Source organism: Bradyrhizobium sp. CCBAU 11357, from assembly GCF_028128865.1.
In the GTDB taxonomy this organism is placed as follows: domain Bacteria; phylum Pseudomonadota; class Alphaproteobacteria; order Rhizobiales; family Xanthobacteraceae; genus Bradyrhizobium.
The window spans coordinates 99647-121350 of sequence record NZ_LBJW01000102.1 but is presented as its reverse complement, the minus strand read 5'-3'; the positions used below and the strand labels follow the sequence as shown (position 1 = coordinate 121350).

Annotated in this window: 17 protein-coding genes and 1 pseudogene; 4 read left to right on the top strand and 14 right to left on the bottom strand. The window is 65.4% G+C overall.

Translation table 11 applies throughout. The annotated features are described in order from the left end of the window. Nucleotides 1-8: 8 nt before the first annotated feature. The 4 genes from XI05_RS20345 to XI05_RS20330 all read right to left on the bottom strand — a co-directional run bounded on the left by XI05_RS20345 (nt 9) and on the right by XI05_RS20330 (nt 3950). Entirely contained in the window at nt 9-905 is an 897-nt protein-coding gene (locus XI05_RS20345; protein ID WP_271505065.1) for a TauD/TfdA dioxygenase family protein, read from the bottom strand. Nucleotides 906-1168: 263 nt separating this feature from the next. Then, nucleotides 1169-2452, bottom strand: a complete 1284-nt coding sequence (gene ispG / locus XI05_RS20340; protein ID WP_271505063.1) for a flavodoxin-dependent (E)-4-hydroxy-3-methylbut-2-enyl-diphosphate synthase — start codon at nt 2450-2452, stop codon at nt 1169-1171. 13 nt (nt 2453-2465) lie between these two features. Continuing rightward, nucleotides 2466-3419 (bottom strand): DMT family transporter, encoded by a 954-nt coding sequence (locus XI05_RS20335; RefSeq protein ID WP_172788901.1) that lies wholly within the window; start codon nt 3417-3419, stop codon nt 2466-2468. 36 nt (nt 3420-3455) lie between these two features. Further along, on the bottom strand, nt 3456-3950 hold the full coding sequence (locus XI05_RS20330; RefSeq protein WP_172788902.1) for a Fur family transcriptional regulator: 495 nt from the start codon (nt 3948-3950) through the stop codon (nt 3456-3458). 155 nt (nt 3951-4105) lie between these two features. Between XI05_RS20330 and XI05_RS20325 the strand changes: the two genes are divergently transcribed. The 3 genes from XI05_RS20325 to XI05_RS20315 are packed head-to-tail and all read left to right on the top strand — an operon-like array spanning nt 4106 to nt 7329. Next, the gene (locus XI05_RS20325; RefSeq protein WP_172788903.1) at nt 4106-4588 is read left to right on the top strand and encodes a MarR family winged helix-turn-helix transcriptional regulator; all 483 of its coding nucleotides are present in this window, start codon (nt 4106-4108) and stop codon (nt 4586-4588) included. Continuing rightward, nucleotides 4581-5756: an HlyD family secretion protein gene (locus tag XI05_RS20320; protein WP_271505061.1), complete on the top strand. Its 1176-nt coding sequence runs from the start codon at nt 4581-4583 to the stop codon at nt 5754-5756. Before XI05_RS20325 ends, XI05_RS20320 begins: the two co-directional genes overlap by 8 nt. A 16-nt stretch (nt 5757-5772) precedes the next feature. Continuing rightward, nucleotides 5773-7329: an MDR family MFS transporter gene (locus XI05_RS20315; protein ID WP_271505059.1), complete on the top strand. Its 1557-nt coding sequence runs from the start codon at nt 5773-5775 to the stop codon at nt 7327-7329. Between the two features lie 170 nt (nt 7330-7499). On the opposite strand, the gene XI05_RS20310 is transcribed toward XI05_RS20315, so the two are convergent. The 6 genes from XI05_RS20310 to pcaF all read right to left on the bottom strand — a co-directional run bounded on the left by XI05_RS20310 (nt 7500) and on the right by pcaF (nt 14238). Beyond that, nucleotides 7500-8561: a phosphotransferase gene (locus XI05_RS20310; RefSeq protein WP_271505057.1), complete on the bottom strand. Its 1062-nt coding sequence runs from the start codon at nt 8559-8561 to the stop codon at nt 7500-7502. 67 nt (nt 8562-8628) lie between these two features. Then, nucleotides 8629-10317 carry a methyl-accepting chemotaxis protein gene (locus XI05_RS20305; protein ID WP_271505055.1) on the bottom strand — a complete coding sequence of 563 codons (1689 nt, stop codon included), beginning with the start codon at nt 10315-10317 and terminating at the stop codon, nt 8629-8631. Nucleotides 10318-10556: 239 nt separating this feature from the next. Beyond that, nucleotides 10557-11159: a protocatechuate 3,4-dioxygenase subunit alpha gene (gene pcaG / locus XI05_RS20300; protein WP_271505053.1), complete on the bottom strand. Its 603-nt coding sequence runs from the start codon at nt 11157-11159 to the stop codon at nt 10557-10559. Between the two features lies 1 nt (nt 11160). Continuing rightward, the gene (gene pcaH / locus XI05_RS20295; protein WP_271505052.1) at nt 11161-11862 is read right to left on the bottom strand and encodes a protocatechuate 3,4-dioxygenase subunit beta; all 702 of its coding nucleotides are present in this window, start codon (nt 11860-11862) and stop codon (nt 11161-11163) included. A gap of 122 nt (nt 11863-11984) precedes the next feature. Further along, entirely contained in the window at nt 11985-12878 is an 894-nt protein-coding gene (locus XI05_RS20290; protein ID WP_271505050.1) for a dioxygenase family protein, read from the bottom strand. A 151-nt stretch (nt 12879-13029) separates the two neighbouring features. Next, nucleotides 13030-14238 (bottom strand): 3-oxoadipyl-CoA thiolase, encoded by a 1209-nt coding sequence (gene pcaF / locus XI05_RS20285; RefSeq protein ID WP_212255815.1) that lies wholly within the window; start codon nt 14236-14238, stop codon nt 13030-13032. A gap of 320 nt (nt 14239-14558) precedes the next feature. Here pcaF and mutS point away from each other — a divergent pair, with 320 nt between their 5' ends. Further along, nucleotides 14559-17330, top strand: a complete 2772-nt coding sequence (gene mutS, locus XI05_RS20280) for a DNA mismatch repair protein MutS (protein ID WP_271505048.1) — start codon at nt 14559-14561, stop codon at nt 17328-17330. 112 nt (nt 17331-17442) lie between these two features. Here mutS and XI05_RS20275 read toward each other — a convergent pair. From XI05_RS20275 to XI05_RS20260, 4 genes and pseudogenes are all read right to left on the bottom strand, one after another. Continuing rightward, nucleotides 17443-19119, bottom strand: a pseudogene (locus tag XI05_RS20275) (methyl-accepting chemotaxis protein). Between the two features lie 248 nt (nt 19120-19367). Then, nucleotides 19368-20168, bottom strand: coding sequence for a hypothetical protein (locus tag XI05_RS20270; RefSeq protein WP_271505046.1), 801 nt, complete (start codon nt 20166-20168; stop codon nt 19368-19370). A 184-nt stretch (nt 20169-20352) separates the two neighbouring features. Then, nucleotides 20353-20862, bottom strand: coding sequence for an OsmC family protein (locus tag XI05_RS20265; protein WP_271505044.1), 510 nt, complete (start codon nt 20860-20862; stop codon nt 20353-20355). Between the two features lie 55 nt (nt 20863-20917). Then, a complete protein-coding gene (locus tag XI05_RS20260) occupies nt 20918-21703 on the bottom strand; it encodes an ABC transporter ATP-binding protein (protein ID WP_271505042.1) in 786 nt (261 codons plus the stop codon). Nucleotide 21704: the final 1 nt, after the last annotated feature.

Here is a 21704-nt window from a genome sequence, read left to right as displayed (position 1 = left end):
CACCGTTCCTAAACCGGCCGCTCCCCTTTCACCGTCACCCGCGTGCCGGAGCGTGTGTGCGGCCAGTAGTCCCACATCGCGCGGTGCTGGGTGCAGCGGTTGTCCCAGAAGGCGATGGCGTTCTCGGTCCAGCGGAAGCGGCACTGGAACAGCGGGTTTTCGGCGTGCTGGTAGAGATAGGCCAGCATCGCATCGCTCTCGTCGCGCGGGACGCCGTTGATGTGGCGGGTGAAGCCGCGATTGACGTAAAGCGCTTTCCTGCCGGTGACCGGATGCGTGCGCACGACGGGATGCTCGGCATGGGGATAGGAGGGACGATCGGCGACGCCATAATTGGCATAGAGCCCGCGATAGATCGGCTCGCCGTCATGCAGCGCCGTCAAGCCGTCGAGATAGGCCTTCATGCGCTCCGACAGCGCCTCATAGGCCGCGTACATGTTGGCGAACAGCGTGTCGCCGCCGCGCGGCGGGCATTGCTTGATGTAGAGGATCGAGCCCATCGGCGGCTCGAGATCGCAGGAGACGTCGGAGTGCCAGCCCTCGCCGTTCGCCCGCGGCGAGTTCTTGTCCGCATAGATCTTCATCAAGGCGGGGTCTTCGTCCTCGTGCGGAGCTGCGGGATGAAAATGCAGCTCGCCGAACTTGCGGCCGAAGGCGAGATGCTGCTGCGGCGTGATGTGCTGGTCGCGGAAGAAGATGACGAGGTTTTCGGCGAGCGCACGATGGATCTCGTCCATCTGTTGATTGGAACGGGCATCGTCCGAGACGAGCTTGCCGATATCGACGCCGGAGATTTCCGCGCCGATGATGGGAGTGAGCTTTTCGACGGCGATGGTCTCGTAGGGCGCGCCGTCCTCAGCGGTGTGGCGATAGCGCGGCCCCTGCTTGCCGGCGAGTGAGCTCATGGCGTGTCTCCCGATCATTGTTGATTGAAGACATCGTAACGCGCGGTGACAGATACGCAATCTGCACCGCAAATGCAGCCGTCGTTCCGGGGGCGCGCGGAGCGCGAGCCCAGGGACCCAAAACCACAGGATTTGGCTTGGCGAAAATTCGTACCAACTAGCTCGCGCCATAACCACTCCCTGTGGTTATGGGTCCCCGCCCCCGTGCGCAATTGCGCACTAGGCGGGGACGACAGCGAGTATGCGGCGCCAGCGGAGTAAAATTACTCCGCCGCGGGCGCCGGCACCTTGGTGCCCTGGCCGTAGCGCTGGTCGATGTAGTCGATCACCAGCGCCTTGAAGTCGGCGGAAATGGTCGGGCCGCGCAGCGTGCGGAACTTCTTGCCGTCGACGAAGACGGGCGCGGCCGGCGCTTCGCCGGTGCCCGGCAGCGAGATGCCGATATTGGCGTGCTTGGATTCGCCGGGGCCGTTGACGATGCAGCCCATCACGGCGACGTTGAGCTCCTCGACACCAGGGTATTTCGTCTTCCAGGTCGGCATCTCGTCGCGGATGAAATCCTGGATCGAACGGGCCAGCTCCTGGAACGTGGTCGAGGTGGTGCGGCCGCAGCCGGGGCAGGCTGCAACCAGCGGCACGAAGGTGCGGAAGCCCATGGTCTGCAAGAGCTCCTGGCCAACCTGCACCTCGCGGGTGCGGTCGCCGCCGGGCTCGGGCGTCAGCGAGATGCGGATGGTGTCGCCGATGCCCTGCTGCAACAGGATGCCGAGCGCGGCCGAGGACGCCACGATGCCCTTCGAGCCCATGCCGGCTTCGGTGAGACCGAGATGGATGGCATAGTCCGAACGCGCCGCAAGATCCTGGTAGACCGCGATCAGATCCTGCACCGCCGAGACCTTCGCGGAGAGGATGATGCGGTCCTTGGGCATGCCGAGCTCTTCGGCGCGCGCAGCCGAGAGCAGCGCCGACTGCACCATGGCCTCGCGCGTCACCGCGCGCACGTCGCGCGGGTTGGGCGAGGCCGCATTCTCGTCCATCAGCTTGGTCAAAAGCTCCTGGTCGAGCGAGCCCCAATTGGCGCCGATGCGCACCGGCTTGTTGTTCTTGTTCGCGATCTCGATGATGTCGGCGAACTGGGTGTCGCGCTTGTCCTTGAAGCCGACGTTGCCGGGATTGATGCGGTATTTGGCCAGCGCCTCGGCGCAGGCCGGATAGGCGGCGAGCAGCTTGTGACCGATATAGTGGAAATCGCCGATCAGAGGCGTCGTGATGCCGCGCTTGGCGAGGCCATCGCGGATGTGCGGAACGGCGGCCGCGGCCTCCTCGCGGTCCACGGTGATGCGGACCATTTCGGAGCCGGCGCGCGCGAGCGCGGCGACCTGGGCGATGGTGCCGTCGACATCGGCGGTGTCGGTGTTGGTCATCGACTGCACGACGATCGGCGCACCGCCGCCCACAGCCACGTTGCCGACCTTGACCTGGGTGGTCCGATGCCGGGGCGCCGGGCCCGCAATGTCTGAATCGAGAGGGTTTTCGAGCTTGTTCATGGCGGTCCAAATATCAGGTTTTGGTGACGTTCAGCAATGCATCACGCGGCGCCGCAGCTGATGAGCTGGGACGGTTAACCAGAAAAAGCCCAGCAATTACAAGGACCGCTGCGGCCCCGAATGTCAGGCTGAGGGTGTCGTGCATGATGAAATAGCTACCCACCACGCCAAACAAAGGGGTGATGAAGGTAAAAGCGGACAATTTGCTGGCCGAATAGGCCTTCACCAGCGCGAACCAAAGCGTGAACGTGGTTCCCACCACCCAAATCGCCTGGAACGCCATCAGGCCGAGCGAGAGCGGCGACGGAGTGTGCGTGATGGATTCGCCGAACAGCCAGGCCGCCAGCCCCAGGATCGGGATCGAGGTCGCGACCTGATAGCCCAGCGCCTTCTCGGGCGCGGCGAAGCGCAGCCGCGTGCCCTTGGCAACCAGCGTCGTCGCGGCCCACAGCGCGGCGCCGCCGACGATCATGAGGTCGCCGAGCAGAACATGCGAATCGACATTGGGCTGGGGCACGCCGATGGCAAACGCCACGCCGGCAAAGCTGATGGCAAGGCCCAGCCATTGCGAGCCGCCGAGACGCTCGCCGAGCACCTGGTAGGAGCCGAGCGCAACGAAGAACGGCGCCGTGTAGAGGAACACCACCGCGCGCGAGGCGGAGGTGAGACGCAGCCCCTGGAAGATCAGCACGAATTCGATACCGAACATCAGCCCGGCGATCAGGCCCGGCTTCCAGGTGCCGTCACGTTCGAAGAAATTGACGCCACGAAAGGTGCCGATGAGGAACAGTACCGGCAGCGCGCCCATCGAGCGGATGGTGGCTTGGAGCATGGGCGGAATGTCCGGCAGCACCAGCTTCACCGCGATCTGGTTGAATCCCCAGGTCAGGCACAGCATGAGCATCAGGGCGATGGCGCCGGCACTGAGGGGACGGCCGGCGGACGGTATGGCTTGAGGTGCGGACATTTCTTCCCAAAAATCCGGCTTTGCGCCGTTGTTGCTTCAAGACATTTTCTGACAATGCGTGCAGACGCCCGTGATCTCCACCACAGACAGCTTTGGTGCGAAGCCTGAGCTGCGCGCGGCGGCGTTGAGGTCCTTGGCGAAGGACGCCGAGGAGATCTCGCCGACCAGGCCGCAGCGCTCGCAGATCAGGAACGCCACCGCCGAGGTCGAATCGTGGTCGTGGGCGGCGCAGGCAAGGTAGGCGTTGCGGCTCTCGATGCGGTGCACGAGGCCGTTGGCCATCAGGAAATCGAGCGCGCGATAGACCGTGATCGGCGCCGGCCGCGCCATGGACTTGGCGAGCTCGTCGATGATCTCGTAGGCGCCGAGCGGGCGGTGACTGGCGAGCAAAGCACCCAGTACCTGACGGCGGATCGGCGTGAATTTCTGCGCGCGCTGCTCGCAGACCACCTCGGCATGCGCGAGCGCGTCCGCGGTGCAGCGGCCGTGATCATGGTCAGGCGCGGGGAATGCCGGCTTTGCGAGGCTCATGTACCCGTCTTCTAGCATTTTGGCGGGGGAACCCAAAGCACGACGAGCCGCCCGGCTGTCAGCCATGCTTCTCCCGCGGGACAGCATCGCGCCACCCTGCCCTGAAATAATCATAAGCTTGCTTATCATATCCAAGCTTATTGGAGACGAAGCTCATGTCCCGCGGGTCGGTCGACCAGAATTTCCTGTTCACGCTCGGTGAGCTCTACCGCCTCTTGCGCGTCTATGCCGACAAGGAGGCGTCGCGCTTCGGCATCACCCGGGCGCAATGGGCGGTGCTGGCCAAGGTGGAGCGCAGCGAGGGCATGAAGCAGTCGGAGCTCGCCGAGCTCATGGAGATGCAGCCGATCACGCTGACGCGCCTGATCGACAAGCTCTGCGACAATGACTGGATCGAGCGCCGCAGCGACGCGTCGGACCGCCGGGTCAAGCGCCTGTACCTCAAGAAGGCCGGGCGGCAGTTGCTCGGCCGCATGAGCGGCCTGAAGTCGGAGCTGACGGCAAACGCGCTCGACGGCATCAATCCGGCGGATGCACACCGCCTCCTCACCCAGCTCGAAACCATCAAGGAAAACGTGCGAACCGCGATCCAGACATCCGGCGCGGAGCAAGCACGCAAGGAGCAGCGCTATGGCTGATCAGGTCATCAAGTTCCAGCCCGAGCAGAAGAGCGACAGCGGCAAGCCGACCAAGAAGGCCGGCACCGATCCGCGCCGCCGCGTGCTGGCGGGCCTGCGCCGCCATCGCCGTTTCCTGCTCCTGGTCGTGCTGCCGGTCATCGTCGCCATCGGCGGCGTCACCTTCTATCTGCATGGGGGCCGCTATGTCGGCACCGATGATGCCTATGTCGGCGCACAGAAGGTGCTGGTGACGCCCGACATCTCCGGCAAGATCCTGAAGGTCGTCGTGAGAGAAGGTCAGGTCGTCAAGCAGGGCGACGAGCTGTTCGAGATCGACCCGGTTCCATTCCGCCTCGCGGTGGATGAAGCCAAGGCACAGCTCGCTCAGGCACGCACGACGTACGACAACCTCGTTGCCAACATCAAGATCTACGGCGACATGCTGGGCCTCGCCCAGCAGGGCGTCGAGCTGAAGCAGCGCGACGTCGAGCGCAAGCAGGCGCTGGTGAAGAACAATTTCGGCTCGCAGCTCGATCTCGACAACGCCGCCAATGCGCTGGTGACGGCCGGCGCACAGACGCAGTTCGTCAAGCAGCAGCTGTCCAACGCCAGGACGCAACTGCTCGGCAACCCCGATCTGCCGCTCGAGCAGTTTCCTCCCTATGTGCAGGCCAAGGCCAAGCTCGACGACGCTCAGCGCAATCTCGACCATACCGTACTGCGCGCGCCGATGGGCGGCGTGGCGACGCAGGTCGAGCAGATCCAGCTCGGCCGTTACGTCGCCGCGGGCACGCCGGTGTTCTCCATCATCGACGTCGCCCATCCCTGGGTCGACGCCAATCCGAAGGAAAGCGACCTCACCTATGTCACCGAAGGCCAGGCGGTCACGCTCGAGGTCGACGCGTTCCCGAACCATGTCTTCAAGGGCAAGATCGGCTCGCTGTCGCCCGGCACCGGCGCGCAATTCGCAATCCTGCCGCCGCAAAATGCCACCGGCAATTTCGTCAAGGTGGTGCAGCGCGTGCCGATTCGCATCTATTTCGACGAGACAGACAAATATGTGCGGAAGCTGAAAGCCGGCATGAGCGTCTACGCCACCATCGACACCGGCCATCAGCGCTCGCTCGCCGACCTGCTCGGCCTGTCGGCGACAGCGGGCCAAGACAAAGAACAAGACAAAGAATAAGACAAGGACTGGCGCGATGTCCGGCCCCAATGCCAGCCTGATGGTCCCCGGCCTGCGCCGGAACATGGTGACGATCTGCGCCATGACCGCGACCATCATGCAGGCGCTGGACACCACCATCGCCAACGTCGCTTTGCCCTACATGCAGGGCACGCTGTCGGCCTCGCAGGATCAGATCAACTGGGTGCTGACCTCCTACATCGTCGCCGCCGCGATCATGACGGCCCCGGTGGGCTGGATCGCCAACCGCTTCGGCCGCAAGCGCATCTTCATCATCTGCTCGGCCGGGTTCACCATGGCATCGGTGCTGTGCGGCCTCGCGCAGGACATCAACCAGATGGTGCTGTTCCGCCTGCTGCAAGGCGTGTTCGGCGCCGCCCTGGTGCCGCTGTCGCAATCGGTCATGCTCGACTATTACACGCTCCAGGAGCGCGCCAAGGCGATGTCGATCTGGGGCATGGGCGTCATGATGGGCCCGATCATGGGCCCCTCGCTCGGGGCCTGGCTGACCGAGACCTATTCCTGGCACTGGGTCTTCTTCGTCAATCTGCCGTTCGGCGCCATCACCGTGCTCGGGCTGATCGTCTTCATGGACGAGACCGAGAAGAATCTCAGCCTCAAATTCGACTGGTTCGGTTTCGCAGCGCTGGCGGTGGCGATCGGCGCGCTGCAACTCGCACTCGACCGCGGCGAGCAATTGGGCTGGCTGGAATCGAATGAGATCGTCGCGGAGTTCATCGTCTCGGCCGTCGCGTTCTACTTCTTCCTCGCGCATTCCTTCACGGCCTCGACCCCGTTCATCCGCTTCGCCCTGTTCCGGGACCGCAACTTCGTCACCGGCTGCCTGTTCATGATCGTGATGGGGCTCGTGCTGTTCTCGACCATGGCGCTGGCCTCGCCCTACATGCAGAACGTGATCGGCTATCCCATCGTCACCGCCGGCCTCTTGCTGGCGAGCCGCGGCATCGGCACGTTCTTCGCCATGATGCTGGTCGGCCGCATGATGCGCTACTTCGAGGCGCGCACGCTGATCATCTCCGGCCTGACGCTGACCGCGGGCTCGCTGTTCCAGATGACCGGCTGGACCGATCTGACCCAGGTGCCGGAGATCGTCACCGTCAGCGTCATCCAGGGTTTTGGCTTTGGCCTTGTCTTCGTGCCGCTCTCGACCGTGGCGTTCCTGACGTTGTCGAACGAGCTTCGCACCGACGGCACCGCGATGTTGACCCTGATGCGCAACGTCGCGAGCTCGGTCGGCATTTCCGTGGTCATCGCCGAGCTGACGCAGGGCACGCGGCGGACCTATGCGATCCTCTCCGAGCACGTCAACCCGTTCAACCACGCGCTGCAGATGCCCGGCGTCAGCGGCCTGATCAATCTCTCCACCGACGCCGGCCGCGCCATGGCCGATCGGATGGTCAGCGTGCAGGCGCAGATCATCGCCTTCGCACACGACTACCAGCTGGTGATGCTCTTCGTCCTCTGCACCATCCCGCTCGCTCTGCTGATCGGCTCGACCAAGGCCACGCTGCGCAAGCAGGCGGCGGGGCCGGAGCATGCGGTGATGGAGTAGCGGGACATCTCGTGCCCCCGGACGCCATCAGCGCGTTTACGCGCGTCTTCGACGCGCTATGGCAGCACGCAAGTGATGCGCTGCTGAGCCGGGGTCAAGCTTGTGGCACCCTGGGTCCCGGTTCTGCGGCGCAGCGTTACACGCTGCACCGCGCCCGGGACACAGCGGCGCTACAACAACTCCTCGCAGCCCAGATCATCTACGGCCGCGAACACCCGCTCCAGATTGTTCCACCAGATCAGTGGCGGGATGTTGATGCTCCATTGCCAGACCGGCTTGGTGATGTGCCAGAGCACCGACCGTCGATAATCCTGGTCGAGCGCGCCGCGCGTATAGCCGGCGACGCCGCGCGCGATCAGGGTTTCGTGGTATTGGTTGAGGAGTGAACGTTCGAGAGCCTGGCGACGCTCGGGATACCATTGCGTCGCCATCATGTAAGCGAGGTCGCCAGTCGGCACATTGATGCGCCACTGATCGAAGTCGAAAATGCGCACGCTGTCGTTCACACCGGTGCGTGGCAGCAAGAAATTCCAGGTATGGGCATCGCCGTGAGCAATGGTGACGTGGCGGCGAGAATGATAGCGCTCGAACAGGCGATCTGACTGCTCGATGAACCGCCGGTAGAGAATGCGCCGCTCCTCGCTCAGGCGATCGCCAAGGAGATCGGCGAAACGATCGTAGTGACCGGCGAACGTCTCCATAAGTTTTGCGGAGTCTTCGGCACTCATCCAGTCACCGACGGTCTCACCGAGATCGGGATGATCCCACCAGACCGCGTGCCACCCCGCGAGTGTCGTGACGATCGCCATTGCTTGAGCTCGCGCCGGCGGCAGCGGCCACTGGGTCGCCACTTCGTGACTATCCGTGAGATCCTCGAGCAGGAGATGCCAGCTCTGGCCCTCCTCGTCGAAACGTCCGTCGAAGCAACGCGGCACCAGCCCCGGTGGCATGTGCGGTGCGAGTTTCGTGTAGAAGGCCACCTCGTGCCGGCCGCCATGCGCGAGCGTCTTGGCAAAATTGGCATGAGGCGTTTTGAGAATCAGGGTCTGCGGCGAACCGGCGGACTGCCCGACATAGCGCAGGCCAAGTCGGGTGATATGTGACACCAGGGTGTCGCGTTCATCCAGCACCTTGACCTCGCGCACGGCGCCGGCGTCCAGCGCACCCGCCTTGCGCAGCGCAGCTGTCAGGTAGCTGGGCTCAGAAACCGCAGGCAGTTGTGAAGATGTCATGCAGCGCCCCCCGGTGCCGCGCCATACTGCACGATCACCCGCCCGGGCACCAGCGGCTGCCGCCGGGTCAGGCTGCCGCGGTCGAGTCGCGCACGGTCCGCACGACGACCGAACGCAGCTGCTCGAGATTGGCCGCCATCCCGGCGATCGCCTGCCTCACATCCGCGGCGCGCGCGTTGACGGAGGCGGCATCGCGGCTGACGTCGCCGATCTTGGCCGAGACCTCCTTCGCCGCCGAGGCCGATTCGGAAATCGACCGCGTGATCTCCCGGGTCGCAGCATCCTGCTCTTCCATCGCGGCAGCGACCGAGGTCGCCACGCCGTCGATCTCGATGATGTGGCCTCCCATGGCCTCGACGGCGTCGACCGCGGCCTGGGTCGAGGCCTGGATCTCGGCAATCAGCCGCCCGATCTCCTCGGTGGACTTCGCGGTCTGGTCGGACAGGGACTTCACCTCGGCGGCAACCACCGCGAAGCCGCGGCCGGCCTCGCCGGCACGCGCCGCCTCGATCGTGGCGTTGAGCGCGAGCAGGTTGGTCTGGCCTGCAATGCCGCCGATGAGGTCGGAGACCTCCGCGATCTTCTTCACCGATCCGGCCAGCGCCTGAATGGTCGAACGCGCCTGCTCGCGGCCGGCGACCGCCGATTTGGTGACGCTGCTGGTCCGCGCCACCTGGCCCGCGATCTCGCGGATCGAGGCGCTCAATTCTTCGGCCGCAGCCGAGACGGCTTGCGAGCTGCCGAGCGCCTGCGTCGAGGCCGCCGCGACCGCCTGCGACTGCGCCGACAGCGACTTTGCGATCTCCGACAGGCCAGAGGCGGCCTGCTCCACGCCCTGCGTCGCCGCCGTCGCGGTATCGACCGAGCGGCCGGTCTCGCGCTCGACCGTCTCCGCCATTTGGTGCAGGGCCGAGCGCTTGGCGAGCGCCGCCGCCTGCTCCTGCCGCAATTGCTCCTCGCGCAGACGGGAATTCTCGACCGCCGCCTGCTTGAACACCACAAGCGCGCCCGCCATCGAGCCGACCTCATCCTGGCGCTGCGTGAACGGAATGTCGGCGGCGAGATCGCCGGTCGCGAGCTTCTGCATCGTGTCCGTCATGCGCACGATCGGGCGCACCACGCCGAGCGCAACACCCAGCAGGCCGGCGGTAACGAAGGCGAGGACGGCAATGGAGACGCCGAGGAGGATATAGAGCATTGCGCTGTCGCGGTCTGCGGCCAGCTTCTCCATGGCAGCATTCTGCTTGTTGGCACTGTCGACGATGCTGTCGATGACGGCGCGATGCGCGGTATAGGCGTCCTTGAGCTGCGCATAGGCGCGCTCGGAGGCCGCCGTGTCCTTGGCCTTGAGCGCCGGCAGTAGCTGATCGGACGCCTTCCAGAACTTCTGCACCTCCGCATCGGACTTCGACACCAGCGCGGTCTTGAGGTCGGCCGAGAGGCTGGAGGAGACCCAGAACGCCTTGCGCTCGTCGTAATCCTTGCGGAGCTGGACCAGGCGCTCGCCATGGGCGGCCAGCTGGTCCGGCTCGCGCATGGCCAGCGTCGCCTCGAGATAGGCTTCGATGACATATTCGGGCGGCGGCAGGATGTCGGCGATGAGGTCGTTGCCGAGCTTGATGTCGGAATAGAGCGGACCGCCGACCTTGAGCTCTTTTAGGGCGTACAGGCTGGTCGAAACAACGGCGGCAAAACCAACGGCGAGAACGACGCCGAACGCGACGATCGCAGAGGACAAGGACAGACGAAATTTCATGAAACAATCCAGGTCAGCGTCGAAACTGCCACCACCCTAGACGACTACGGTAAATACGGGATTGATTCGCGCGGGAATTGTATTTCGCGAGCCCCGCCATACGGGAATTGACGTCAACTCATCGGTATTGAGTCAGCGAGGCTGACGCACAAACGCGCAAAAACAACGTTTGAGTTCGATCGATGCGCTGAATGAGATGTGCGTGCCGGGAGAGCAATCTTCCCCGGCACGCCCTGCCGTCATACGTCGAAGAACACCGTCTCGTTGTCGCCCTGCAGGTGCAGGTCGAGCCGGTAGACCGGCTTGCCGGCCTCGCGGATCGCAGTGAGCGTGGCCCGGCGGTCCCCCGGCACCAGCGCCAGCACGGGATCGGCGGCGTTGCCGGCCTCGTCGCTGAAATAGATGCGGGTGTAGAGATGCCTGAGCATGCCGCGGCCAAACACCGCAAGCAGGATGTGCGGCGCCTGCGGCTTGCCGGCGGGATCGGGCACGACACCGGGCTTGATGGTCTCGAACGAATAGTTGCCGTCCTTGTCGGTGCCGCAGCGGGCAAAGCCGCGGAAGCTCGCATTCGGCAGCGCGCGCTTGTCCTGGGGATCGGCGAAGCGGCCCTGCGCATCCGCCTGCCAGATCTCCAGCATGCAATCCGGCACGGCAACGCCATCACCGTCGAAGACACGGCCCTCGATGCGAACGCGATCGCCGGTGACATCGGGTGTCAGCGTCGAGTTGGTGAATGCGTCGTTCCACGCGTACTCGCCGGTCGGCGTCAGTCCGTATTTGAAGAACGGACCGACGGTCTGGGATGGGGTGATCCCGTCGGGCTTCACAGAATCCTGCACGTTAGTGGTTCTCCATGGGCGTGGCGTTCTTGCCGCGCAGCACGATGTCAAAGCGGTAGCACAACGCCCATTCGGGCTGGGTATTCTCCAAGTCGAACGAGGAGACCATCCGCGCCCGCGCCTTCTCGTCCGGCACCGAGTTGAAGATCGGATCGAACGGAAACAGCGGATCGGCCGGAAAGTACATCTGCGTCACCAGCCGCGTGACGAAGGAGTGACCGAACACCGAGAGATGGATATGCGCGGGACGCCAGGCATTGTGGTGATTGCCCCAGGGGTAGGCGCCGGGCTTGATGGTGACGAAGCGATAATAGCCGGACGCATCGCTCACGATGCGCCCCGCGCCGGTGAAATTCGGATCCAGCGGCGCCGGATGCTGATCGCGGACGTGGACATAGCGGCCGCAGGAATTGGCCTGCCAGATCTCGACAAGCGAGTTCGGCACGCCGCGGCCGTCCTCGTCCCGGACATGGCCGTGCACGATGATGCGCTCGCCGAGCGGCTCGCCCGCGTGCTGGCGGGTGAGATCGTTGTCGCCCTCGCGCACGGTCTCGTGGCCGTAGACCGGACCGGTCAGCTCCGACAGCGTATGCGGCATCGGGATCAAGGGCTTTTGCGGCGCGCGCTTGATCGAGCTCTTGTAGTCGGGCGACAGCGGCAGCGGATGCGCCGCGTTGCTGCCGGTCGGATAGATGAATGTCATTGGCGAACTCCTCCCCGGCCATTTTAGATCCGGCCGGTCAACGCTCCGCCAATCATTATAGGATATAACTAATTTGGGAAAGCCGGTTTAGCGGCGTTCCCGCGCATGGCAGCCGGCCGCTCCTACCTGATCGGCGCACGCGGAAGCACGGCCTCTCCGGCCTCGAGCCGGTAGGTATGGTCGAGCGAATACCAGGGCACGGAGGCGTCCTTCGCGGTCGGATGCGGCGTATCGTGGCGCACGAACTTGCCGATCAGAGCCTGTGTCACGCCGAACTGCACGTCGCTGTCGATATGAGGGTCGCTCGGATCATACACCTGCGAGATCAGCACCTTGAATCCCGGCTTGAAGATCAGGGCGTGCAGATGTGCGGGACGATAGGGGTGGCGGCCCTGCGCCTCGAGCAGGCGGCCGACGACACCATCGGTCGGAATGGGATAGCCGACCATCATCACCGAGCGGAAGGAAAAGCGCCCGTCGGAATCGGACGTGAACTTGCCGCGCAGGTTCATGTCGGCCTGCTCGGGGTCCTGGTTCTCGTAGAGGCCGACCGGCGAGGCGTGCCAGACATCGATCTCGGCACCCGCGACGGCCTGGCCGTCCCTGTCGACGACGCGGCCGCTGACGAACAGCGTGGCCCCCGGCGTTTCCGAGCGCACGATCGATCCGCCATTCTCGACCCGGGGCGAATTCAACCGCCAGAACGGCCCGAGCAATGATTGATCGGTCTCCGTATTGCCCTGATCGCCGTTGTTGAGCAGGCACACCAGCGAGGAGACGCCGAGCGACCCCGCCATCAGCACGACTTCGTTGTGCGTGTCGGTGGTCAGCTTGCCGAGCTCGGCCACGATCGCCGTGGCATCGCGGAACTCCTTCTCGGTCAGGCGAACGTCGCGCACGAAGGCGTGCAAATGCTTGACCAGGGAGACCATGATCTCGCGCAGCCGCGGATCGGATGTCCGCTCCATCACCGCCAGTGCCGCGGCCGTGACGTCCTTCTCGCGCTCGATGATCATGGGACGGTCCCTTGAAGCGACAACAAACGCGGTCATTCCGGGGCGATGCGAAGCATCGAACTCTGGTGCGCAATTGCGCACCTGAGAATCTCGAGATCCCGGGTTCAGCCCTTTCGGGCTGCCCCGGGATGACGAGACGCGACGCGTCTCGTCAATTCAGCTTTTCAATCGCAACCGCGACACCCTGGCCGACGCCGACGCACATGGTGGCGAGCGCCAGCTTGCCGCCGCGCTTCTCCATGCCGTGCACGGCGGTGAGCGCGAGACGGGCACCGCTCATGCCGAGCGGATGGCCGAGCGCGATGGCGCCGCCATGCGGATTGACGAAATCGGCGTCATCGGCGACGCCGAGCTGGCGCATGCAGGCGATGCCCTGCGAGGCGAAAGCTTCGTTCAGCTCGATCAGGTCGAAATCGCTGATCTTCTTGCCGAGGCGTTCCATCAGCTTGCGGGTCGCCGGCACCGGGCCGATGCCCATGATCCGCGGCGGCACGCCGGCCGAGGCGAGCCCGAGGATGCGCGCTCGCGGCGTGAGGCCGTGCTTCTTCACCGCGGCTTCCGAGGCCAGGATCATGGCGGCGGCGCCGTCATTGACGCCTGAGGCATTGCCGGCCGTGACGGTGCCCGGATTGCGCACGATCGGCTTCAGCTTGGCCAGACCTTCCAGCGTGGTCTCGGGACGCGGATGCTCGTCCTTGTCGACCGTAACAGGACCGGCCTTGCCGCCAGGAATCGTGATGGGTGTGATTTCTTCCGCGAAATAACCGGCTGCGATCGCGGCGCCTGCACGCTGCTGCGAGCGGATGGCGAAGGCGTCCTGGTCGGCGCGCGAGACCTGGAACTCTTCGGCCACGTTCTCGCCGGTCTCGGGCATCGCATCGACGCCGTACTGCGCCTTCAGCAGCGGATTGATGAAGCGCCAGCCGATGGTGGTGTCGAAGATCTCGGCCGAGCGCGAGAAAGCCTCCTGCGCCTTGCCCATCACGAAGGGCGCGCGCGTCATCGACTCGACGCCGCCAGCAATCGCAAGCTCGATCTCGCCGGAACGGATGGCGCGGCCCGCGGCGCCGACCGCATCGAGGCCGGAGGCGCAGAGCCGGTTCAGGGTCTGGCCGGGAACCGAATCCGGCAGGCCTGCGAGCAACAGCGCCATGCGCGCGACGTTGCGATTGTCCTCGCCGGCCTGGTTGGCGCAGCCGAAGAACACTTCATCCACCTGCGCCCAGTCGAGCTTGGGGTGTTTTGCCATCAGCGCCTTGATCGGGGCGGCGGCGAGATCGTCGGCGCGCACCTTGGCGAGCGAGCCGCCGAAACGGCCGATCGGGGTCCGCACGGCATCACAGATAAAGACGTCACGCATCGTTGTTCTCCCTGAATGCCGCGATCCGGCCAAATTCTTCAATGTCGGCGGAGTTTTAGGAGGGCGCCTGCGGCAGGTCAATTGACGGTTTCGCGGGGCAGACGTCATTCCGGGGCGCGCCACTTGGCGCGAGCCCGGAATCCATTTGTCCGCGTGACGCGTGGCCCGATGGATTCCGGGCCTGCGCCTGGCGGCGCATCCCGGAATGACGGCCGAGAATGTGACGCCATCTCGCTCCCACTGCGGACAACGTGGAAAACCTCCGCTTCCCAGCCAAAGCGATAGGAGCAGGTGCCGAAATTTTGTAGGTTGCGCCGCCCATGACCATGCAACAACCGATACCCGTTCCGCCGCCCGAGGAAGCGCCCGCGCCGCAGGCCGAGGCTACCGCGCGCGTCACGCCGATGATGGAGCAGTATCTGGAGATCAAAGCAGCGCATCAGGGCTTGCTGCTGTTCTACCGGATGGGCGACTTCTACGAATTGTTCTTCGAGGACGCCGAGATCGCCTCGCGGACGCTCGGCATCGTCTTGACCAAGCGCGGCAAGCACCAGGGCGCGGATATCCCGATGTGCGGCGTGCCGGTCGAGCGCGCCGAGGATTATCTGCATCGCCTCATCAGCGCCGGGCATCGGGTCGCGGTCTGCGAGCAGACCGAGGATCCCGCGGCGGCGAAAGCGCGCGGCAACAAGAGCGTGATGCGCCGCGGCGTGGTGCGGCTGGTCACGCCGGGAACGCTGACCGAGGACACGCTGCTCGATGCGCGTGCCAACAATTACCTGCTGGCGATCGCGCGCGCCCGCTCCTCCGCCGGCGGCGACCGCTTCGGCCTTGCCTGGATCGACATCTCGACCGCCGAATTCATGGTGACCGAGGTCTCGGGCGGCGAGCTCGCCGCGACGCTGGCGCGCATCAACCCGAACGAGGCGATCGTCACCGACGCGCTCTATAGTGACAACGAGCTCGGCCAGACCTTGCGCGAACTGCCGGCGGTGACGCCGCTGACCCGCGACGTCTTCGACGGCGCCACTGCCGAGAAGCGCCTGTGCGACTACTTTGCCGTCGCGACCATGGACGGGCTGGCGCAGCTGACGCGCCTGGAAGCCACCGCCGCGGCCGCTGCCGTCACCTATGTCGACCGCACCCAGGTCGGCAAGCATCCGCCGCTGTCGCCGCCCGCGCGCGAGGCCTCGGGCGCGACCATGGCGATCGACCCGGCCACGCGCGCCAATCTCGAGCTGACGCGGACGCTCGCCGGCGAACGCCGCGGCTCGCTGCTCGACGCCATCGACTGCACCGTGACCTCGGCGGGCTCGCGCCTGCTGGCGCAGCGCCTGGCCGCGCCCATGACCGATGCGCCGGCGATCGCGCGGCGGTTAGATGCGGTCAGCGCCTTCGTGGCCGATTCCGCTGCGCGCGAGGACATCCGCAGCATCTTGCGCGGCGCGCCCGACATGTCGCGCGCTCTGGCTCGGCTCTCGGTCGGCCGCGGCGGGCCGCGCGACCTCGCCGGCATCCGCGACGGCATCATCGCCGCCGACCAGGTGTTGACGCGGCTCTCCGAGCTGGATCAACCGCCGCAGGAAATCGCGGCAGTGATGGCGGCGCTGCAGCGGCCGTCGCGCGAGCTTGCTGCCGAGTTCGCCAGCGCGCTCGACGAGCAGCTGCCGCTGATCAAGCGCGACGGCGGCTTCGTGCGCCAGGGCTACGAGCCCGCGCTGGACGAAGCGCGAAACCTGCGCGACGCCTCGCGCCTCGTGGTCGCCTCGATGCAGGCGCGCTACGCCGACGACACCGGCGTGAAGGGCCTCAAGATCCGGCACAACAACGTGCTCGGCTATTTCGTCGAGGTCACCGCCCAGCACGGCGACAAGCTGATGTCGCCGCCGCTGAACGCGACCTTCATCCATCGCCAGACGCTGGCGGGACAGGTGCGCTTCACCACCGCCGAGCTCGGCGAGATCGAGGCCAAGATCGCCAATGCCGGCGACCGTGCGCTCGGCCTCGAGCTCGAGATCTTCGAGCGGCTCTGTGGCAAGGCGCTCGCGATCAGCGACGATCTGCGCGCCGCGGCGCAAGGCTTCGCGCTGCTCGACGTCGCGACGTCGCTGGCCAAGCTCGCCGTCGACGAGAACTATGTGCGGCCCGAGGTCGACGGCTCGCTCAGCTTTGCGATCGAGGCCGGCCGCCATCCCGTGGTCGAGCAGGCGCTCAAGCGCAACGGCGAGCCGTTCATCGCCAATGCCTGCGACCTGTCGCCGGTACCCCCACCCTACCCTCCCCCGCAAGCGGGGGAGGGTAGGGTGGGGGCAGGCCAGCTCTGGCTGCTCACCGGTCCCAACATGGCGGGTAAATCGACCTTCCTGCGCCAGAACGCGCTGATTGCCTTGATGGCCCAGATCGGCAGCTTCGTGCCGGCGACGCGCGCGCGGATCGGCATCGTCGACCGCCTGTTCTCGCGCGTCGGCGCCGCCGACGATCTCGCCCGCGGCCGCTCCACCTTCATGGTGGAGATGGTCGAGACCGCGGCGATCCTGAACCAGGCCGGCGAGCGCTCGCTCGTCATCCTCGACGAGATCGGCCGCGGCACCGCGACCTTCGACGGCCTCTCGATCGCCTGGGCCGCGATCGAGCATCTGCACGAGAGCAACCGCTGCCGCACCCTGTTCGCGACGCATTATCACGAGCTGACCGCGCTCGCGGCAAAACTGCCGCGCATGTTCAACGCGACCGTGCGGGTGAAGGAATGGCAGGGCAATGTCGTGTTCCTGCACGAGGTGCTGCCGGGCTCGGCCGACCGCTCCTACGGCATCCAGGTGGCGAAACTCGCCGGCCTGCCGCCGGCGGTGATCACGCGCGCCAAATCCGTGCTCTCCAAGCTGGAGGCGCAGGACCGCGGCCAGACCGCGCGCGCGCTGGTGGACGACCTGCCGCTGTTCGCGGTCCCCTCACGCGCCGCCAGTGAAGCCGCGCCGCCGAGCGAGGCGGAGCTGCTGATGGAGGCGGTGAAGGCGCTGCACCCCGACGAGATGTCGCCGCGCGAGGCGCTGGATGCGCTGTATGCGTTGAAGGCCAAGCTGCCGAAGCAGTGATGGTGCGGTAGGGTGGGCAAAGCGCAGCGTGCCCACGCGTAACAACTGAGATATGGTGGGCACGGCGCGCGAAGGGCGCGCCTTTGCCCACCCTACAAAACCAAACGCCCGCCTACGCCCGCGCCGCGATCGCCGCGGCTTCCGCGGCGGCGCGCTGCATGCTGGTCGACATCTCGTTGGTCACCGTGCTCTGCTCCTCGACGGCCGCTGCGGTCGAGGTGACGTATTCGCTGACGTTGTTGATCGCCTGCTTGATCGAGCCGAGTGCGCTAACGACGTCACCCGAGATGCCGTTGAGGCTGCCGATTTCCTGGCCGATCTTGTCAGTGGCCTGCTTGGCCTGGTTGGCAAGGCTCTTCACTTCGGACGCCACCACGGCAAAGCCGCGGCCGGCTTCACCGGCGCGGGCGGATTCGATCGTGGCATTCAGCGCGAGCAGATTGATCTGGCCGGTGATGCTGTTGATCATCTCGACGATGCCGCTCATCGCCTGCGCGGCTTCGGTGAGGCGCTGGGCCTGGGCATCGGCCGCGGCGACCTGGTCCACGGCGCTCATCGCGGTCTCGCGCGACTTGGTCATGGCCTCAGAGATCTCCCGAACCGAAGCGTTGAGCTCCTCCGAGCCGGCGGCGACCGATTCCATCATGCCGCGAACGCGCTCGTTACCCATGCGGACCAGCACCTGCTTGGTGGTGTCGGTGGCATATTTCACGACCTTGACCGGCTTGCCGTTGAGATCGAAGATCGGGTTGTAGGAGGCTTGGATGTAGACGTCCTTGCCGCCCTTGCCGATGCGCTTGTATTCCCCCGCTTGGTATTGACCGCGACCAAGCGCAGCCCAGAATTCCCGATAGGCGGCGCCGTCGCGCTCACTGGGCTCGACGAACATGCTGTGATGCTTGCCCTTGATCTCGGCCAGCGAATAGCCGAGTGCGCCCAGGAAGTTGACATTGGCCGTGATGACCGTGCCGTCCATGTTGAACTCGATCACGGCCTACGCCTTGTCAATCGCCGCGATCTGACCCGCGATATCGGCGGTCTTCAGCTTCTCGGCAGTGACGTCAGTTGCGAACTTGACGACTCCATACGGCTTGCCGCTCTCGTCGAGCAGCGGATTGTAGGAAGCGAGGATCCAGACCTCGCGGCCGCCCTTGCCGATACGCTTGAACTCGCCGGCCTGGAATTCGCCGCGGTTGAGCTTGGCCCAGAATTCGCGATAGGCAGCGCCGTTGCGGTCAGCCTCGGCCACGAACAAGCTGTGATGCTTGCCCTGGATCTCGGTGAGCGAATAGCCGAGCGCCTTGCAGAAATTCTCGTTGGCGGTGACGATGGTGCCGTCGAGCTTGAACTCGATGACGGCCTGGGCACGGCTGCTGGCGGCGATCTTCGAGGCCTCCGTCATGCTCCGGATCTTCTTCTCGGTGATGTCGGTCGCGATCTTGGCGACCATCACCGCCTTGCCGTCGCCGTCGAGCACCGGATTGTAGGATGCTTCGATCCAGACCTCGTGGCCGTCCTTCGCGATTCGCTTGAACTCGCGCGCTTGATACTCGCCACGATTCAATGCGGCCCAGAACGCCTTGTACTCGGCGCTGTCGCGCTGGTCGGCCGGCACGAACATCGAGTGATGCTTGCCCTGGATCTCCTCGAGCCGATAGCCGAGCGCGTCGAGAAAATTCTTGTTCGCCGTGATGATCGTCCCATCAAGTTTGAATTCGATCATCGCCTGCGAACGACCGATGGCATCGAGCCGCGCCTGTGCATCACTGTGGGACTTACGGCCGAACATTCAGGTGTCTCCTCGCTGAGAAATCATTATTGGCGCGCAGCGTCGCGCTTGCGCTCGAAGCTTTCGCTCGTCGTTTACGACTTTCGAACTGATGGAACTCTAGCCCCGTTATCCAACGGGCCGTCGCGACAGCTGACGAGCAAGCGTAGGGTCAAGACACAAAGATTAAATTAACGACATTATCGGAAACGCGCAGTCGAACACCGCAGAACTACCGGCTGAGCACCGCAAAGGTCCCGTACCAAAGCTTACGTTTCGATGCGCAGCCTTCTGCGTCCACGCCACCACAGCGTCAGATTCCAGGCCACGCAGGTCCCGAGTGCGACGCACAAGCCGACGGCGGAACCGAACCACACGACTGCAACGTGCAGGACGGCGATGGCCATGCCAAACCCGAGCAGGCCCCAGGCGGAGTTGGCGAGCACGGCGGCGGTCGGCGGTCCGCCGATGCGCGGATGCAGGATCACCATGATGCTGGAGAACACCACAGGAAAGAGTGCGATGATGCCGCTGATGCGGGGACCGACCCAGCTCGATGTCGACACCACGATGGCGACGAGGGTCGCAACCAGCGCAGCGCGCATCGGCACGTCGTACCAGCGGCGCGTCACCAGCGGCATCTTCACATGGCGATAGCGCGCGAGCAGTGGAATGCAGATGCCGAATGCGATCAGATTGGCGGCAAGCCCCGCGGTGAGCGTCCAGTCGAACTGGCGGATGATCGAGGCCATCCCGATCCACACCGCGAAAGCGCTTCCGCAACTCACCACGAGAGTGTGCCGCTGCGACAGCACGACGTAAGTGAGGCACATGAAGATCGTCGCCGCATTGACCGGCAGGCTCGCCAGCGCGCCCTGCGCGATGAAAGCGGCGTCGTGGTCGATCGCAAGAAAGACGTAGGACGGCCCCGCCGACACCGGCAGGGTCGCGATCAGCGCGCCGATCACCGGCCCCGAGCGTTCGGTGATGATCGACGCCGTCACCACGAACGCCGCCGCGATCGCCATGCGCAGGAAGAGGAAGAGGAGGACGTGGAGGTCGAGGGGCATTCTGTCTGTCATTCCGGGGCGCGCGAAGCGCGAGCCCGGAATCCATAGCCACAGGCCGTAATGATCTTGAGAGCTGGAGCAACGACCGCCCGAAATCACGACGGCCTGGGGTTATGGGTCCCGGGCTCGCGCCAAGCGGCGCGCCCCGGGACGACGCCAATTGGTGGGATGACGACCTGCGTCCTCACATCCGCTGCATCGACACCGAAACTTTCGGGCCGTTCTTGATGGTCTGATAGACCACGCAATAGCGCTCGGTGAGCTTGAGCAGCAGATCGAGCTTGTCCTGCGGCGCTGACGTGTCCACCTCGAAGCGCAAGCGGATCTCGGCGAAGCCGACCGGCGTCTCCTTGTCGACGCCGAGTGTGCCGCGGAAGTCGAGATCGCCCTCGGCATAGACGTTGCCGGTCTTCAAGGGCACCTCGATTGCGGTCGCGACCGATTTCAGCGTGACGCCGGCACAGGCGACCAGGGCTTCGAGCAGCATGTCGCCGGAGCAGAGTTCGAGGCCGGAGCCGCCGGTGGCGGGGTGCAGACCAGCCGTTGCGATGGCGCGGCCGGTCTCGACCTTGCAGGCGATGCCTTCGCTATCGGTGGAGCCCTTGGCTTTCAGCGTGATCAGCGCAGCCTTGGGATCGGCCTTGTAACGCTCCTTGATCGGGGCCTGCATCTGGCGCAGCTCTGCGGCGTCCATCTCGTTCTCTCCCGGAATATGATGCCTGCCGATGTACCGGCTCGCGGCGAGATTGTCACCACCACATGGCCTGACCGGGACCCTGGGTTGCGTCGCGGTCGGGCACGCTGCGGTCGAGCGACCGGTCGAGTGACGTCAGCACACTGCGCTTGAAATTCTCGAACAGCGGCGAATTGCGGTCGCGCGGCCGGCCGAGATTGATCTCGATCTGATCGAACAGCCGGCCCGGTCGCGGCCGCATCACCAGCACGCGGTCGGCCAGCACCACGGCCTCGTCGACGTCATGCGTAACGAGGATCAAGGTCGGCCGCGTATCGGCCCAGAGGTCGAGCAGGTGATCCTGGAGATCCCTGCGGGTGAACGCATCGAGCGCGGAGAACGGCTCGTCGAGCAGCAGCACCTCCGGCTGCGGCACCAGCGCCCGCGCGATCGCAACGCGCTGCGCCTGCCCACCCGACAGCTCGCGCGGCCAGGCCTGCGCCTTATCAGCGAGGCCGACGCGCGCGAGCGCACGCGCCACCTTCTCGCGCCGCTCGGCCGCGGGCAGGCCGGCAAGGCCGAAGCCGATATTGTCGGCGACGCTGAGCCAGGGCAGCAGCCGCGGCTCCTGGAAGATGATGCCGATCTTGGCATGCGGCGAGGCGATCGCCTCGGCGTCGAGCGTCACCGTGCCCGAGCTGGCGCGGTCAAGGCCGGCGATGGCGCGCAACAATGTTGATTTGCCGCAGCCGGAGCCGCCGATAATGGCGATGATCTCGCCTTGCCTGATCTCGGCCGAGAAGCGCGCCAGCGCCTCGACGCCGTTGGGATAGGTCTTGCTGACCCGGTCGAGCGCCAGCATC

Bases quoted from the DNA above. Each gene is read 5' to 3' on its own strand.
- pcaH (WP_271505052.1), bottom strand. From the start codon at position 11,862: ATGACATTCATCTATCCGACCGGCAGCAACGCGGCGCATCCGCTGCCG.
- XI05_RS20335 (WP_172788901.1), bottom strand. From the start codon at position 3,419: ATGTCCGCACCTCAAGCCATACCGTCCGCCGGCCGTCCCCTCAGTGCC.
- XI05_RS20320 (WP_271505061.1), top strand. From the start codon at position 4,581: ATGGCTGATCAGGTCATCAAGTTCCAGCCCGAGCAGAAGAGCGACAGC.
- XI05_RS20315 (WP_271505059.1), top strand. From the start codon at position 5,773: ATGTCCGGCCCCAATGCCAGCCTGATGGTCCCCGGCCTGCGCCGGAAC.
- ispG (WP_271505063.1), bottom strand. From the start codon at position 2,452: ATGAACAAGCTCGAAAACCCTCTCGATTCAGACATTGCGGGCCCGGCG.
- XI05_RS20325 (WP_172788903.1), top strand. From the start codon at position 4,106: ATGTCCCGCGGGTCGGTCGACCAGAATTTCCTGTTCACGCTCGGTGAG.
- XI05_RS20270 (WP_271505046.1), bottom strand. From the start codon at position 20,168: ATGCCCCTCGACCTCCACGTCCTCCTCTTCCTCTTCCTGCGCATGGCG.
- XI05_RS20330 (WP_172788902.1), bottom strand. From the start codon at position 3,950: ATGAGCCTCGCAAAGCCGGCATTCCCCGCGCCTGACCATGATCACGGC.
- XI05_RS20310 (WP_271505057.1), bottom strand. From the start codon at position 8,561: ATGACATCTTCACAACTGCCTGCGGTTTCTGAGCCCAGCTACCTGACA.
- pcaF (WP_212255815.1), bottom strand. From the start codon at position 14,238: ATGCGTGACGTCTTTATCTGTGATGCCGTGCGGACCCCGATCGGCCGT.
- XI05_RS20265 (WP_271505044.1), bottom strand. From the start codon at position 20,862: ATGGACGCCGCAGAGCTGCGCCAGATGCAGGCCCCGATCAAGGAGCGT.
- XI05_RS20305 (WP_271505055.1), bottom strand. From the start codon at position 10,317: ATGAAATTTCGTCTGTCCTTGTCCTCTGCGATCGTCGCGTTCGGCGTC.
- XI05_RS20345 (WP_271505065.1), bottom strand. From the start codon at position 905: ATGAGCTCACTCGCCGGCAAGCAGGGGCCGCGCTATCGCCACACCGCT.
- XI05_RS20290 (WP_271505050.1), bottom strand. From the start codon at position 12,878: ATGATCATCGAGCGCGAGAAGGACGTCACGGCCGCGGCACTGGCGGTG.
- XI05_RS20260 (WP_271505042.1), bottom strand. From the start codon at position 21,703: ATGCTGGCGCTCGACCGGGTCAGCAAGACCTATCCCAACGGCGTCGAG.
- mutS (WP_271505048.1), top strand. From the start codon at position 14,559: ATGACCATGCAACAACCGATACCCGTTCCGCCGCCCGAGGAAGCGCCC.